This window comes from Gluconacetobacter takamatsuzukensis (genome assembly GCF_014174275.1).
GTDB lineage: Bacteria > Pseudomonadota > Alphaproteobacteria > Acetobacterales > Acetobacteraceae > Gluconacetobacter > Gluconacetobacter takamatsuzukensis.
On record NZ_JABEQK010000002.1, the window covers coordinates 188,055 to 202,852 of the forward strand.

General features: G+C 67.1%; 13 protein-coding genes. 6 read left to right on the plus strand and 7 right to left on the minus strand.

From position 1 onward, the window contains the following. Nucleotides 1-25 precede the first annotated feature (25 nt). The gene (gene nusA, locus HLH27_RS03210; RefSeq protein WP_182947738.1) at nucleotides 26-1,561 is read right to left on the minus strand and encodes a transcription termination factor NusA; all 1,536 of its coding nucleotides are present in this window, start codon (nucleotides 1,559-1,561) and stop codon (nucleotides 26-28) included. Between the two features lie 18 nt (nucleotides 1,562-1,579). Beyond that, nucleotides 1,580-2,161: a ribosome maturation factor RimP gene (rimP, locus tag HLH27_RS03215; RefSeq protein ID WP_220790262.1), complete on the minus strand. Its 582-nt coding sequence runs from the start codon at nucleotides 2,159-2,161 to the stop codon at nucleotides 1,580-1,582. A 191-nt stretch (nucleotides 2,162-2,352) separates the two neighbouring features. On the opposite strand from rimP, the gene HLH27_RS03220 reads away from it, so the two are divergent. Genes HLH27_RS03220 through HLH27_RS03230 form a run of 3 tightly spaced genes read left to right on the plus strand, consistent with a single transcriptional unit; the run spans nucleotide 2,353 to nucleotide 5,245 of the window. After that, nucleotides 2,353-2,955 (plus strand): hypothetical protein, encoded by a 603-nt coding sequence (locus tag HLH27_RS03220; RefSeq protein ID WP_182947742.1) that lies wholly within the window; start codon nucleotides 2,353-2,355, stop codon nucleotides 2,953-2,955. Then, a complete protein-coding gene (locus HLH27_RS03225; RefSeq protein ID WP_182947744.1) occupies nucleotides 2,952-4,220 on the plus strand; it encodes an AAA family ATPase in 1,269 nt (422 codons plus the stop codon). Before HLH27_RS03220 ends, HLH27_RS03225 begins: the two co-directional genes overlap by 4 nt. Before the next feature lie 26 nt (nucleotides 4,221-4,246). Beyond that, nucleotides 4,247-5,245: a hypothetical protein gene (locus HLH27_RS03230; protein ID WP_182947746.1), complete on the plus strand. Its 999-nt coding sequence runs from the start codon at nucleotides 4,247-4,249 to the stop codon at nucleotides 5,243-5,245. Nucleotides 5,246-5,387: 142 nt separating this feature from the next. Here HLH27_RS03230 and HLH27_RS03235 read toward each other — a convergent pair whose 3' ends face one another. From HLH27_RS03235 to acnA, 4 genes are all read right to left on the minus strand, one after another. Further along, nucleotides 5,388-6,275, minus strand: coding sequence for a LysR family transcriptional regulator (locus HLH27_RS03235; protein WP_182947748.1), 888 nt, complete (start codon nucleotides 6,273-6,275; stop codon nucleotides 5,388-5,390). Between the two features lie 279 nt (nucleotides 6,276-6,554). Continuing rightward, nucleotides 6,555-8,021, minus strand: coding sequence for an ABC transporter substrate-binding protein/permease (locus tag HLH27_RS03240; RefSeq protein ID WP_182948120.1), 1,467 nt, complete (start codon nucleotides 8,019-8,021; stop codon nucleotides 6,555-6,557). Nucleotides 8,022-8,071: 50 nt separating this feature from the next. Further along, a complete protein-coding gene (locus HLH27_RS03245; protein ID WP_182948122.1) occupies nucleotides 8,072-8,815 on the minus strand; it encodes an amino acid ABC transporter ATP-binding protein in 744 nt (247 codons plus the stop codon). 76 nt (nucleotides 8,816-8,891) lie between these two features. Then, nucleotides 8,892-11,585: an aconitate hydratase AcnA gene (gene acnA, locus HLH27_RS03250; RefSeq protein WP_182947750.1), complete on the minus strand. Its 2,694-nt coding sequence runs from the start codon at nucleotides 11,583-11,585 to the stop codon at nucleotides 8,892-8,894. A gap of 221 nt (nucleotides 11,586-11,806) precedes the next feature. Here acnA and ccmA point away from each other — a divergent pair, with 221 nt between their 5' ends. Genes ccmA through HLH27_RS03265 form a run of 3 tightly spaced genes read left to right on the plus strand, consistent with a single transcriptional unit; the run spans nucleotide 11,807 to nucleotide 14,388 of the window. Then, the gene (gene ccmA / locus HLH27_RS03255) at nucleotides 11,807-12,478 is read left to right on the plus strand and encodes a heme ABC exporter ATP-binding protein CcmA (protein WP_408870782.1); all 672 of its coding nucleotides are present in this window, start codon (nucleotides 11,807-11,809) and stop codon (nucleotides 12,476-12,478) included. Next, a complete protein-coding gene (gene ccmB, locus HLH27_RS03260) occupies nucleotides 12,475-13,155 on the plus strand; it encodes a heme exporter protein CcmB (protein WP_182947752.1) in 681 nt (226 codons plus the stop codon). The genes ccmA and ccmB overlap by 4 nt, the downstream gene beginning before the upstream one ends. 15 nt (nucleotides 13,156-13,170) lie before the next feature. After that, nucleotides 13,171-14,388: an acyltransferase family protein gene (locus HLH27_RS03265; protein WP_338029827.1), complete on the plus strand. Its 1,218-nt coding sequence runs from the start codon at nucleotides 13,171-13,173 to the stop codon at nucleotides 14,386-14,388. A gap of 50 nt (nucleotides 14,389-14,438) precedes the next feature. On the opposite strand, the gene HLH27_RS03270 is transcribed toward HLH27_RS03265, so the two are convergent. After that, nucleotides 14,439-14,681 (minus strand): hypothetical protein, encoded by a 243-nt coding sequence (locus HLH27_RS03270; protein WP_182947754.1) that lies wholly within the window; start codon nucleotides 14,679-14,681, stop codon nucleotides 14,439-14,441. Nucleotides 14,682-14,798 lie beyond the last annotated feature (117 nt).

A 14,798-nucleotide genomic window follows, 5' to 3' on the forward strand; every position in this document is an offset into this window, starting at 1 on the left:
CGCCTGCCCTTGCACGCCCTCGTGCTCAGGCCTCCGGCGCCTCCTGCGCATCCGCCGGCTGCTCGCCCTCGAACCAGTGGGCGCGCGCCGCCATGATGATCTCGTTCGCCGCTTCCTCGTCGATCACGTCGCCGCCGAGGAATTCGACCAGCTCGTCGCCCGCCAGGTCGGCCAGGTCGTCCAGGGTCTTCACACCCTTTTCACCCAGCGTCACCAGCATCTGGTTGGAAAACACGCCCAGAACCGCGATGTCGTCCGAAACGCCCAGCCCTCGGCGCTTCTCGTCCAGCTCGTCCTCGCGACGGGCCAGGAAGCCTTCGGCGCGGCGGACCAGCTCGCTGGCCACATCCTCGTCGAAACCCTCGATCCCGGCCAGTTCGTCGGGATCGGCATAAGCCAGTTCCTCGATCGAATGGAAGCCTTCCGTCACCAGCAGGCCGGCAATCACGTCGTCCACGTCCAGCGCCTCGACGAACAGGCCGCTGCGACGGCGGAATTCTTCCTGCCGGCGCTCGGATTCCTCGGCCTCGGTCAGGATGTCGATGTCCCAGCGCGTCAGCTGACTGGCCAGGCGGACATTCTGCCCGCGCCGGCCGATCGCCAGGCTCAGCTGCTCGTCGGGCACCACCACCTCGACGCGCCCGGCCTCTTCATCCATCACGACCTTGGTGACTTCCGCCGGCGCCAGCGCGTTGACGACGAACGTCGCCGCCTGCGGGCTCCAGGGAATGATGTCGATCTTCTCGCCCTGCAATTCCTGCACCACGGCCTGGACGCGCGATCCGCGCATGCCCACGCAGGCACCGACAGGGTCGATCGAGGCATCACGCGAAATCACCGCCATCTTGGCGCGCGACCCCGGATCGCGGGCCACGGCCTTGATCTCGATGATACCGTCGTAGATCTCGGGCACTTCCTGCGCAAACAGCTTGGCCAGGAAGGCCGGATGCGTGCGCGACAGGAAGATCTGCGGCCCGCGCGGCTCGTCGCGCACGTCGTAGATATAGGCCCGCACGCGGTCGGAATTGCGGAAGCTCTCGCGCGGGATCAGCTCGTCGCGGCGCAGCAGCGCCTCCGAACTGCCGATCTCGACCATCAGGTTCCCGTATTCCGTGCGCTTGACCGTGCCGTTCACGATCTCGCCCACGCGGTCCTTGAATTCCTCGAACTGGCGCTTGCGCTCGTATTCGCGCACGCGCTGCACGATCACCTGCTTGGCGGTCTGCGCCGCGATGCGGCCGAAATCGATCGGCGGCAGCGGGTCGACCAGATGCTCGCCCAGTTGGATCTCGGGCTTGAACTTGCGGGCGATGTGCAGAGGAATCTGCGTTTCCTCGTTCTCCACCACCTCGACGGCCTCGGTCCAGCGCGACAGGCGCACATCGCCGGTCTTGCGGTCGATGGTCGCGCGAATGTCCTTCTCATGCCCGTACTTGGCGCGCCCGGCCTTCTGGATGGCCTGCTCCATCGCTTCCAGGACTTCCTCCCGGTCGATCGCCTTCTCGCGCGCGACGGCATCCGCCACCAGCAGCAGTTCGGGACGGGAAACGGACGTGTCCATCAGAACCTCCAGGACGTCTCAGTGAGTCTTGCGCGCCGGCGTCTCGCCGGGCGTGACAGGGGTTTCCGGGGCTCCGTCGTCGGAGACCCCCATCATGTGGGCACTGGCCGCGATCAGTTCATCGGTCAGCACCAGCCGCGCGCGGCGCATGTCCGACAGCGGCAGCGCCACCTCGGTACCATCTTCCAGCCGCAGCCGCCCGATTCCATCCTCGGCACCCAGCAGAATGCCCGAGAAGCGCTTGCGCCCGTCGATCGGGATATTCACCTCGGCCTTCGCCAGATGGCCGGCAAAACGGTTCCAGTCCTTCGTCCGCGTCAGCGGGCGATCGATGCCGGCCGACGACACTTCCAGCGTCCAGGCGCCGGGCAGCGGGTCCTCGATATCCAGCACCGCGCCCACCGCGTGGCTGATCTGCTCGCAATCCTCGATCGCGATCAGGCTGCCGTCGGCCCGGTCGGCCATGATCTGCACCGTCGGGCTCTCCCGGCCCAGGATCGCGACCCGGACCAGTTCGAATCCCATGTCGGCCAGGACGGGCGCCACGAGGGCGGCCACCTTGGCGTCCAGGCCGGTGAGGAAAGGCAGATCTGCGTCCAAGACAAAAAAGGCGGCCGGTAAGGCCACCCCCCAAAAAGCCGGAAGATGAAGGAATGAAGCCGATATAGGCGATAACGCATGCCACCGCAAGGTCCATGCCGCGCCCATGCCCGCAGGGGCTACATTACATTACAATCACGTCCTCGTTTGCACGCTTGCCCAACCCCACGGGCCACACGCATGATGCACGCATGAGGCAGACGCCCGAACCCGAAGCACGCGCCAAACCGGATGAAGCCGGACCCGGCAAAGGCCGGCCCCTATGGTATGGCCTGGCGGCGGGGATGATCGTCGTGGCCGGTTTCAGCGCCCGCATGGCCAGCCAGGGCGATCACCCGGCCCCCGCGCCCGCCCCGATCGTCAGCGACGGCACGCATGCCGCCGCCGCCGGCGCCAACGCGCTGACCAGCACCCAGCAATTCGCCATGATCGCGCCCGACAACGCGCCGCGCGCCCTGCAGCAATCGGGCCTGACGCCCGACCAGCAGGCTCGCATCCTGGCCGGCATCCACAAGCGGGAATACCGGCTGGTGCGGATGCCGATCTATGACGAGGCCGGGACCGGCGGCGTCGTGACCGTCAGTTCGGGCGGCATCACCCAGACCGTGCCGCTGACCGCCCGGCCGCACACCGTGCTGCTGCCCATCCGCATTTCCGGCGAGGTCGATATCGCGCCGGTTTCCGATCCCGGCCCGGCCGGCGTCGCGGCGGGGGCCATCACGGTCCTGGGGCCGACGCCTCTGCCGGTCATTCACCGGGACCAGATGCTCGTTCTGGATGTGATCGTCCAATGAAGGCTCTCCTGCCCGCCCTCAACCGGCTGATGCCGGTGATGATGGTTATCTTCCTGGTCCTGGCCAGCCTGCAGGCCGCGGCCTCGCTCCATCTTTCGCTCGCCAGCCTGACGCATTTCATGGAATGGTGTGCACCGGCCTTTCCGGTGCTGATGGGCGGCAGCAGCCTGCTGGTCCTGGCGGGCATGATGTTCGAGACCCGCGCCGAACGGCTGGCGCGCAAGGGGCTACGGCGCCGACGGGGGTGGATGATGGATGTACTGGCCAGGCTGACCAATCGCACCGCGCTGGAGGAAATGCTGGCGCGCGAACAGAAAGAAACGGTGATCGACGCCGAGGAACTGGCCGCCAGCCTGCGCGCGCGCGTGATCGGGCAGGACCAAGTCTGCGAGGACATCGCCGCCCAGCTGCGCCGCCGCATGGCGCTGCAGGTCCGCGGCAAGCCGGTCGGCATCTTCCTGCTGGCGGGCCCGCCGGGCACCGGCAAGACCTACCTGGCCAAGCAGATGGCCCGGCAGCTCGACCGCCCGCTGCTGCATTTCGACATGACGCAGATGAGCTCGCCGCACGCCGCGACCCAGCTTTTCGGCTCCCCCAAGGGCTATGTCGGCTCCGACACGTTCGGCAAGCTGACCGGCGGGCTCAAGGAAAAGCCCGACGCCGTCGTCCTGCTCGACGAAATCGAGAAGGCGCACCCCGACGTCTTCAAGAAATTCCTGACCGCGTGGAACGACGGGCACGTCACCGAGGCCTCCACCGGCCAGCAGATCTCGACCGTCCGCGCCATCTTCGTGCTGACGTCGAATATCGCGACCGAGGCCCTGTCCGAAATCGCCGACCGCCTGGCCGACGAGCCCGACCGCATGCGCGCCGAGTCGGTCGAGGCCCTGCGCCAGGCCGGCTTCGCGCCGGAGGTCCTGAACCGCCTGGACCGCATCTTCGTCTTCCGCGCCCTGACGGGCCTGGACGTCGCCCGCGTCGCCGCGCTGGAAATCGAGGCGATGATCGAAAGCTACGGGCTGCGGGTCGAAACCGGCGGCATCGACGCGTCGCTGCTGTTCGAGGTCATGCGCCGCCAGAACAAGATGGGTGCCGCCGCCAGCGCCCGCGACCTGGTACGGTCGATCGAGGACATGATGAGCGACTCGCTGATTTCCGCCCGCCAGCAGGGGGCGAAGATGGTGCGCGTCATTTCCGGCGAGAACGGCGTCACCGCCGAGATCGCCAACGATACCGAGGCCCAGCGGGCCCGCGTCCTGCGCTGACCCGCTCTTCCCGTACGGCGACCTGAATGTCCGCAGCTTCCCGACTCTGGCATCGCGCGCCGATCTGGCGCGCGATGCTCTATTCTATTCCCATCTTCACGGCGCTGACGCTGCTCTACCCGCCGGCCTACCTGACGCGGGCGGTCCCGGCCCTGCGCCCGGTCTTCGACCGGATCAACCACGCATTGGGCCGCAACCCGTCCCCCGCCGCGCCCACGTCCGCACCCGACGCGCCGCCCGATGCCCCGCCACCCCCGCCTGCCGAAGGCGCGCCCGACGGCGGCTCGCAGCAGGCGCCGGCCGGCCCGCAACTGGCCGCCCCGCCCATCACCTCGGACCTGGGGGGTGCGATCCCCTTCGCCGGCCGCATCCTGCCCCTGCCCGCCGGCACCTGGCACCCGGTACTGACGACGCAGAGCGGCCCGCATGGCGAACTGCTCAGCAACGTGCTGGTGCGTGCCGAAGGCGGCGTCGTGACCGGCGTCATCATCGCGCGGGCCAGCACGCAGTCCCTGCCGCTGTCGACCGTCGATTCCATGAACAATGGCTGCCATGACGACCGGAACTACCTGTCCAAGATCGTCCCCAGCGCGTCCAAGGTGATGGAATGCTGGTTCACCAGCCACGTCCAGATCGAGGGCCAGCCGCTGAGCGACAGCGTGGACATCCAGACCGCCTTCAACCGCCTGCACGTGCTGGGCTTCCCCATCCCCTACGTCATGCTGGTCGCAACCTGGAACTATGCCGAGGCCGCCACCGACCGCGGCGCGAATATCGAAAACGTGACCATCCTGCTCAGCCCGGCCCGCAAGGGCACCATGACCCTGCCCGCCCCGCCGGAACAGTGGCTGAAACAGGCCCTGCCGCAGAACCCGGGTGCGGAACGCTTCGTCAACGCCGCCAACGGGTGGATGGACGGCTGGACGACCATGCTCAGGCGCGGCTTCCACGGCGACCTGACCAACGGCAGCCCGGACCTGGTACGTGCCAGCCGCGATCCGGCATCGGTTCTGCCCGGGGAGTAAGGAAGCGTTTCCGTTCTTTTTTGAAAAAAAGAACCAAAAAACTTCCGATCTGTTCAGGAGCCTTGGCGCTGGCAAGCACATGGCTCCTGAACGAATAAAAGTCTTTTTGCTTCTTTTTCTTCAGAAAAAGAAGATTCTTCCCCTACCGCAGCACATCCGAAATATCGATCAGGAAATCCAGCACCGTACGCGTCCGCAACGGCAGCGTACGCGGCCCGGTATGCACGGCATAAAAAGGCAATTCCGGCACGGTCCATTCCGGAAACAGGCGGATCAGCCGCCCGGCGGCAATATCTTCCGTCACCTGGAACGACGGCAGCAGGCCGATCCCCAGCCCCGCGAGGGTCGCCTGAAGCACCGCCTCGCTGCTGTTGGCGCGGAAGGGCCCGCTGGCGGCCACCACGCTTTCCTCGCCATTGCCCTCGAAATGCCAGTCGTGGCGGGTGCCGCCATAGGTATAGGCAATGCAGGGATGGTTCAGCAGGTCGCGCGGATGGGCGGGCATGCCGCGCCGGGCCAGATAGTCGCCATTGGCAACCGCGATCCGCTTCACGGTACCCAGCCGTCGGGCAATCAGCGACCCTTCCGCGATTTCGCCCACGCGCACCGCCAGGTCCAGCCCTTCCTCGACCAGGTCGCCAAACCCGTCGCGCATGATCAGTTCCACGGCCAGGTCGGGGTGCTTGTCCAGCAACTCACCCAGCCGCGCGGTCATGTACAGGCCGAACGCCGTCGTCACCCCCAGCCGCACCAGCCCGGACACCGACGCGCGGCGGCGGCCCAGGGCGGTCTCGGCGGTTTCGAGGATCTCCAGCACCTCATAGGCATGGGGCAGCAGGCTGCGCCCATCCTCCGTCATCATCAGGCTGCGCGTGGTCCGCGCAAACAGGGTGGCGCCGTAATGCGCTTCCAGCAGCGCGATATGGCGGGAGATCGTCGGCTGGCTGGCCCCGGTTTCCCGCGAAACGGCGGAAAACGACCCAGTGGCGGCGACGCGAACAAAGCTGTGAAGAGCGGATAGCAGATCCATGACCACATGACGTTCGGGTTGTCTTCGACTGGTTTTCTTTAAGCCTCCGTCCATTTATGCACAACGTGGCATAAAACACCGCCGACATGTGTCAGACGCATCGGGAGGCAAGGGCTTTGCCCTTGACCCACCAAAGGGCAGTCCCTTCCGTTGGCATTCCATCGGCCGTTCCGGCCGACGGAGCCTTGGCCGACTCCGCCCTTTGGAAACCCATTTGTTGTCAAATAATTGGGGTGCGGGACCTCAGGCCCTGCCGGGTCCAGGGCAGCGCCCTGGCCTTCAGATATGCCCGCGCCTTTGCCGCCCGGTATGAAACCGCGCCTCGGCCATGCGGGCCAGCCGCACGAACGGCAGGCCCAGCAGCAGGTAGGCGATACCGATCAGCAGCCCGGTCCCGAAATAATCGTAATAGGTCGAAGACAGCCGCACATAGGTCTGGCTGAGCTCGGTCAGCGTGATCACGCTGACCAGCGACGAGTCCTTGAGCAGCGAGATGAAATCGTTGGTCATCACCGGAATGACCATCCGCACCGCCTGCGGCACCACGACAAAGCGCAGGGCCTGGAAATGCGTCATGTTCAGCGCCACCGCCGCCTCGATCTGGCCGCGCGCGACCGATTGCAGCCCGGCGCGATAATTCTCGGCCTCATAGGCCGCATAATTCATCCCCAGCGCCAGCACCCCGGCCACGAACGGCGACAGGCGCAGCCCGATCCCCGGCAGGGCGTAGAAGATGAACAGGATCTGGATCAGCAGCGGCGTACCGCGCACGATCTCGACATAGAGCGTGGCCAGCGCCCCCAGCCAGCGCGGGCCGTAGCGGCGCATCAGCGCCAGCGCCAGCCCCAGCCCCACCGCCAGCACCATGGCGCAGGCCGAAACCGCGAAGGTCAGCAGCGCACCATGCAGCAGCAGCGGCAGGAAACCGACATAGCGGTCGAACCGCGCCCGCCAGCCGGCCGTCGGCGCGGTCGCGGCCCGGTAATGGTCCCATGCCTCGGGCGCAATGTCGGGCGTCGAGGCATCGCCGGTCAGCGCCTCCATCGCCGGCGTCCACAATTTCCAGCGCGCGAGGATCCGGTGCAGTTCGCCGTCCCGCATCATGCCGTCCAGGGCCGCGTTGACCTGGTCGCGCAACGCGATATTGCCCTGGGCGAAGGCGACGCCATACGCCACCTGCCCGATGGGCGCCCCCACCAGCTTCAGGTCCGGGTCCGGCGTGCCGTAATAGAGCGCGATGGTGCCGTCCAGCAGCACCGCATCCAGCCGCCCGTTCTTCAGGTCGGTATAGGCGTTGGTCTCTTCCTCGTAAGCGCGGATGCGGATGGACGGATCGGCCTGCAACATCCGCTCGGCCGTGGTGTCCTTCAGCGTGCCCACCACATGCCCGTGCAGCGCCGCCAGCGTATCCAGTCCCTGCTGGTCGCGCCGCACCGTGATGCGCTCGGTCGTCATGTAATAGGGGCGGCTGAACAGCACGCCCTGCTCATGTTCCGGGGTGATCTCGATCCCATCGATCACCATGTCGTACAGCCCGCGTTGCAGGCCCGGAATCAGCCCGTCCCAGTCGTTCTGGACAAACCGGGTGGGCCGGCCGAGGCGGCGGGCGATCGCCTGCGCGATCTCGTATTCGTAACCGGTCAGGCGCGACTGGTCGGCCGGATCGTGAAAGACGAACGGCACGTTCGCCTCGGCATCCGACGCCCAGCTCAGCGGGGCGGCATGGGCTGTGGCCGACAGTACCATCGTCGCCAGCGCCAGCAGCAGCCCCGGCAGCCACGCGCGGCACCGCGCGATCACAGGACCGACCTCAGGAACTTTCGGGTGCGCGGATCCTGCGGGTCCACGAACAGCCGGTCCGGATCGTCGACCTCGACGATCTCGCCCCCGTCCATGAACACCACGCGGTCCGACGCCGCGCGGGCAAAGCGCATGTCGTGCGTCACCACCAGCTGGGTCATCCCCTCATGATCCAGCGTGCGCATCACCGACAGTACCTCTTCGGCCAGTTCGGGATCGAGGGCCGAGGTCGGTTCGTCATACAGCATCACATCGGGGCGCATCGCCAGAGCGCGCGCGATGGCGGCCCGCTGCTGCTGCCCGCCCGACAGCGTGTCGGGATAGCGCGCGGCCATGGCCGCCAGCCCCACCTTGTCCAGCAGCGCCAGCGCCTCGGCCCGCGCGGCCTCGGCCGGCATGCGCTTCACCTGCACCGGGGCCAGCATCACATTGTCCAGCACGGTGCGATGCGGAAACAGGTTGAAGGACTGGAACACCATGCCTACATGCGCGCGCAGGCGATGGGCGGCGTCCTCCTCGCGACGGGTCCAGCGGCCCCCGGTGCGCGTGATCGTCACGCCGGCGATATCCACCGTCCCGGAATCGGGAATTTCGATAAAATTGAGGCAGCGCAGGAATGTCGACTTCCCGCAGCCCGACGGCCCGATGATCGAAACCAGTTCGCCCCGCGCCATATCCAGCGAGATGCCGCGCAGAACCGCATGGCCATCGAAGACCTTGCGGACCTGGTCGGCCCGCAGGACGGATTCAGCAAAAAACGCCGGCCCGGGTTTCCCCGGGCCGGCGCCAGACTCGTCAAGCGGAAGAAGAGACCGTTCAGGCAGCTTCAGTCATCCCACGCAACACATACTGCAGGATGCCACCATGCCGGTAATACTCGACCTCGTCCAGCGTATCGACGCGGCAGAGCAGCGGCACCGTTTCCTTGGTGCCATCGGCGCGGGTGATTTCCATGTCGATCGTCATCCGGGGGGTGATGGTCTCCAGCCCCTTGATGTCGATGATTTCGTCACCCTTCAGGTTCAGCGTCTTGCGCGTCGTGCCGTCCTTGAACAGCAGGGGCAGCACGCCCATGCCGACCAGGTTGGACCGATGGATGCGCTCGAAGCTCTCGGCGATCACGGCGCGAACGCCCAGCAGCAGGGTGCCCTTCGCCGCCCAGTCGCGCGACGAACCCATGCCGTATTCCTTGCCGCCGAACACGACCAGGGGCACGCCCTCGGCCTTGTATTCCATCGCGACATCGTAGATCGAGCCTTCCTTCCCGTCGGGGAAGTGCTTGGACAGGCCCCCTTCGGTGCCCGGCAGCATCTCGTTCTTGATGCGGATGTTCGCGAAGGTGCCGCGGACCATGATGCGGTCGTTGCCGCGACGCGAACCGTAGGAGTTGAAATCCTTCGGCGAGACCTGATGCTCTTTCAGGTAGACGCCCGCGGGCGAGCTTTCCTTGATCGAGCCGGCCGGCGAGATATGGTCGGTGGTGATGTTGTCGCCCAGCAGCGCCAGGACGCGGGCCCCCACGATGTCACCCTTCGGCTTGGGCTCCAGCGTGATGTCCTGGAAGTACGGCGGATCCTGCACGTAGGTCGAGGTCGGATCCCACTTGTAGGTCTCCGAACCGGTCGCGACCTTCAGGGCCTGCCACTCCTTGGTGCCCTTGCCGATCTGGCTGTAGCGCTTGATGAACTCCTCGCGGTTGATCGACGAGCCGATCAGGTCCGCGATCTCCTTGTTGGTCGGCCAGATGTCCTTCAGATAGACCGGCTTGCCGTCCTTGGAGGTGCCGAGCGACGCGGTGGTGACGTCCTCGCGCATCGTGCCCAGCAGCGAGTAGGCGACCACCAGCGGCGGGCTGGCCAGGTAGTTGGCGCGCACGTTGGGCGAGATACGGCCTTCGAAGTTGCGGTTGCCCGACAGCACCGACACGGCGACCAGCTTGTTGCCTTCGATCGCGTCGACGATGTGCGGCTCCAGCGGGCCGGAATTGCCGATGCAGGTCGTGCAGCCATAGCCGACGGTGTTGAAGCCCATCGCGTCCAGCTCTTCCGTCAGGCCGGCACGGTTCAGATAGTCGGTAACGACCTGCGAGCCCGGGGCCAGCGACGTCTTCACCCACGGCTTCGGCTTCAGGCCGAGCGCACGCGCCTTCTTCGCCACCAGGCCGGCCGCGATCAGCACCGCGGGGTTGGAGGTGTTGGTGCAGGACGTGATGGCCGCGATCACCACGTCGCCGTGGCCGATCTCGTAGTTCGTGCCGGCCACCTTGGCCTTCTTGTGCGCGTCGGCGGCGGGCACGCCCAGCGAGCCGGTCAGTTCGCCCTCGAACGCAATGTTCGCGCCCTTCAGGGTCACGCGGTCCTGCGGGCGCTTCGGGCCGGCCAGCGACGGCACGACGGTCGACAGTTCCAGCTCCAGCGTGTCGGTAAACACCGGCTCCGGCGTCTCCGCCGTGCGGAACATGCCCTGGGCCTTCAGATACTCTTCCGTCAGCTTGATGCGGTGCTCGTCACGGCCGGTCTGGCGCAGGTAGTCCAGCGTCAGATGGTCGACCGGGAAGAAGCCGCAGGTCGCGCCGTATTCCGGGGCCATGTTGGCAATCGTCGCGCGGTCGGCAACCGGCAGGTGATCCAGCGCGGGGCCGAAGAATTCGACGAACTTGCCGACGACGCCCTTCTTGCGCAGCATCTGGGTCACGGTCAGCACCAGGTCGGTCGCCGTCGCGCCCTCGGGCAGCTTGCCCGTCAGCTTGAAGCCGATGACATCGGGGATCAGCATCGCGATCGGCTGGCCCAGCATCGCGGCCTCGGCCTCGATGCCGCCCACGCCCCAGCCCAGCACGCCCAGGCCGTTGACCATCGTCGTGTGGCTGTCGGTGCCGTACAGCGTGTCGGGGTAGACATAGCTCTTGCCGCCCACATCCGCCGTCCACGCGACCTGGGCGATATATTCCAGGTTCACCTGATGGCAGATGCCCGTGCCCGGCGGCACGACCGAGAAATTCTCGAACGCTTCCTGGCCCCAGCGCAGGAAGGCATAACGCTCGCCGTTCCGCTCGAACTCGATGGTGACGTTGTCCTGCAAGGCGTCGGGCGTGCCGGCCACGTCCACCATCACCGAGTGATCGATGACGAGGTTGACGGGCACCAGCGGGTTCACCTTCTGCGGGTCGCCCTTCAACTTCAGGATACCGTCGCGCATCGCGGCCAGATCGACCACGGCAGGCACGCCGGTGAAGTCCTGCATCAGGATGCGCGAGGGTTTGAAAGGAACTTCCTTGGTGCTGCTGCCCTTCGGCAGCCAGCCGGCAATCGACCTGGCATCGTCGACGCTGTACGATCTTCCGTCTTCGAAGCGCAGGATGTTTTCCAGCAGCACCTTCAGGCTGACCGGCAGGCGCTTTACGTCGCCGATTGTCTTCTCGGCTTCCGGGATCGAGAAATAATGGTAGGTCTTGCCGTCCACATTCAGGGTACGGCCTGTCTTGATTGAATCGTGCCCAACCGACTTCATTGGTTTTTCCTCCGTGGCGTCAGCAACGGATTATCCAGTTGGGGCACGTGTCCCGCATATAAAGGCGGTGTGTTCCCTCTGGACAACCGGCTTGATCTCCCAACGGTCGTAGAACATACCCGGACGCGGGGACGACACAAGCTGGCCCCGGTAACAAGAACGCGGGAACATGCTTTCGCCGTCCCGCCGCCGCCGCCGACTACAAGCCGAGGACGACCGCCATCCCTGCCCCCCACCCCCCTGCCGGCCCCCTGCTGAACGTCGAAAATATCTCTGTTTTCCGAGGGGAAAGACTGGTTCTCGACGGGGTTGGCCTGTGCCTGGACGCCGGCGAGGCCCTGCTGCTGACCGGCCCGAACGGCGCAGGAAAGTCGACCCTGCTCCGCGTTCTCGCAGGATTGCGAAAACCGGAAGGCGGCCATGTCCTTTGGGCGGGGACCGACGCCCTGGCCGACCGCACGGCCCATGCCGGGCGGGTGGCCTATCTGGGCCACCAGGACGCGCTGAAGCCCGGCCTGACCCTGCGCGAGAATCTCGGCCTGCCCGCCCGCGCGGCCGGATCGAACCCCGAACAGGCCATGAAGGCACTCGATCTTCTGCCCCTGGCCGACCTGCCGGCCCGCATGCTCTCCGCCGGGCAGAAGCGCCGCGCCGCCCTGGCGCGCGTGATGCTGGCCCGCGCCCCGCTCTGGCTGCTCGACGAACCCAGCCTGGGGCTGGATACACGCTCCATCGGCCTGCTGGAGGCCCTGTTTCACACCCATCGCGAGGCTGGTGGAATCGTGATCGCAACCACCCACGTGCCCCTCCCCCTCCCCGACGCGCGCACCCTGGCCCTGCCGGGCGCCGCCACGGAAACCCCGGTCGAAGGCGACGGCGAGGCCTGGGCATGAACGCCTCCATCCCCGCCCTGCTCGCGGCCGTCATCGGGCGCGACCTGCGGCTGGCGGTGCGCCACGGCGCCGACACGCTGGGGGCTGTGCTGTTCTTCATCCTCGCCGGCGCGCTGTTTCCCCTCGCGCTCGGTCCCTCGCCGGAATTGCTGCGCCGCATGGCCCCCGGCATCGTCTGGGTCTGCGCTTTGCTCGCCGCGCTGCTGCCGCTGGACCGGCTGTTCGGGTCGGAACTGGAAGACGGCTCGCTGGACCAGCTCATGCTGTCCGGCCTGCCGCCGGCCCTGGTGGCGCTGGCCAAGATGGTCGCCCACTGGCTGACCACCGGCCTGCCGCTGCTGGTGGCCGCCGCCCCGCTGGCCATCATGCTCGGCCTGCCGCTGCCGGTGCTGCCCATCCTGCTGGGCGGCCTGGCGCTGGGGACCGCCGTCCTGTCGCTGATCGGCGGCATGGCGGCCTCGATCGTGCTGGGCGCGCGCCGGGGCGGCGTGCTGCTGCCCCTGCTGGTGCTGCCCCTGGCCACCCCGGCCCTGATCTTCGGCGCGGCGGCCCTCGACGCCGCCCAGACCGGCCTGTCCTGGGCACCGGACCTCGAACTGCTCGGCGCCTTCCTCGCCGCCGCCCTCCCCCTCTGCCCCCTCGCGGCCGGAGCCGGCCTGCGCGCCGCCGTCGAATAAGCAGGCAGCCAGGGCGTGAGGCGCGAACCCACCGGCTCCCCGACCGCCGCTGCCTTGGGCACCGGCACGCTCGCCGGCCGCAATCCGGGGATCGACCTCATGCGCGGCGCGTCGATCATCCTGGTCGTGTCGCACCACATGGCCCTGCGGATTCCGCTCGCGAAGACCGGCCTCGCCGGAATCGTCCCCCTGCCGGTCCTGCGCCTCTTCAGCTGGTTCGGCGCCGAGGCGGTCTTCCTGTTCTTCGTCGTCTCGGGCTTCCTCGTCACCGGCCATGCGATCCGGCGATGGGGCACGCTGTCCACGCTCGATCCGCGCGCCTTCTATACCCGGCGGCTGGCCCGCATCGCGCCCTGCCTGCTCGTCCTGATCGGCGTCCTGGCACTGCTCGACCTGCTGGGCGTGCCCAACTACGTCATCACCCGCGCCGACCAGTCCCTTCCGGGCGCGATCTTCTCGGCCCTGACCATGCACCTCAACTGGTACGAAGGGCGGACAGGCTACCTGCCGGGCGGCTGGGACGTGCTGTGGTCCCTGTCGATCGAGGAACTCTTCTATCTCGGCTTTCCCCTCATCTGCCTGGGCCTGGCCCGCGCCCCCCGGCTTCGCACCGGCCTGTTCGCGCTCCTGGCCCTCTCGCTTCCCTTCGCGCTCGACGCCTTGGCCAATGCCCCGGAAGTCTGGCAGGAAAAGGCCTACCTGCCGGGGATCGCGGCCATCGCCGCCGGCGTCTGCGCGGCGGTGATCATCGCCGGCCGCCCGGCGCCACGCCCCGGCATCGTCATCGCCATGGGCTGTTCCGGCCTCGCGGCACTGCTGGCGGTGTTCCTGATGGAAAATGCCCTCTGGGGCGTGCTGGGCAATTGGACGATGCTGGTACTGACGCTCGGCTGCGCCCTGATGCTGGTTGCCTTCCAGTGGGGCTGGGGGCAGCACCGCCTGATGCGCGGCACCGGGTGGCTCCGCTCCTTCGGCTTCATGAGCTACGAAATCTACCTGACCCACATGTTCGTGGTGTTCCCGCTCGTCGGCCTGTTTCACCTCTCCGGCAGCAACATGCGCACCGGCTGGCTCTGGTTCCCGCCCGCCTTCATCCTGTCCTGGCTGCTGGGGTGGGGGACCGATACGCTGGTATCGACGCCGGCCAATCGTCTGCTTCGGGTGTGGCTTCAGGCCGGGGCGCTGCCCCGGACCCCGCCAAAGGGCAGTCGCCCTTTGGAAACCCGGACATGAGGACGGCGGCACAGGACGCAGGCCGCGATACGGATCACCGATCAGCCTGCCTACTGGACACTCTCGCCCTCGCGCCGGCTGGTGCGCAGAAGCCAGTCGATCTGGTTGCGGACCTTCAGCCAGAACAGGACCTCGTCGGGCAGGTTCTCATCGAGGCAGCGGGCGACATGGCGCATCGTCGCGCCGCGCGCGCCCGCGCCATAGACAAGAATAAGAGAATGCGCCGTCGCCCGGGCACTGACCTTCTCCCCCACACGCCCCTGCGATCCATCCAGCATATCCGCCTCGACCATTGATGATGATCCACAAGCCGTCCCGTCACGGAAACACCCCGGCACGCCCCCCCGACGGCCATCCCCGGTGGAAATGAATCGTCCGTGCGTCGGCTTCATGGAACGGGAAATGCAAAA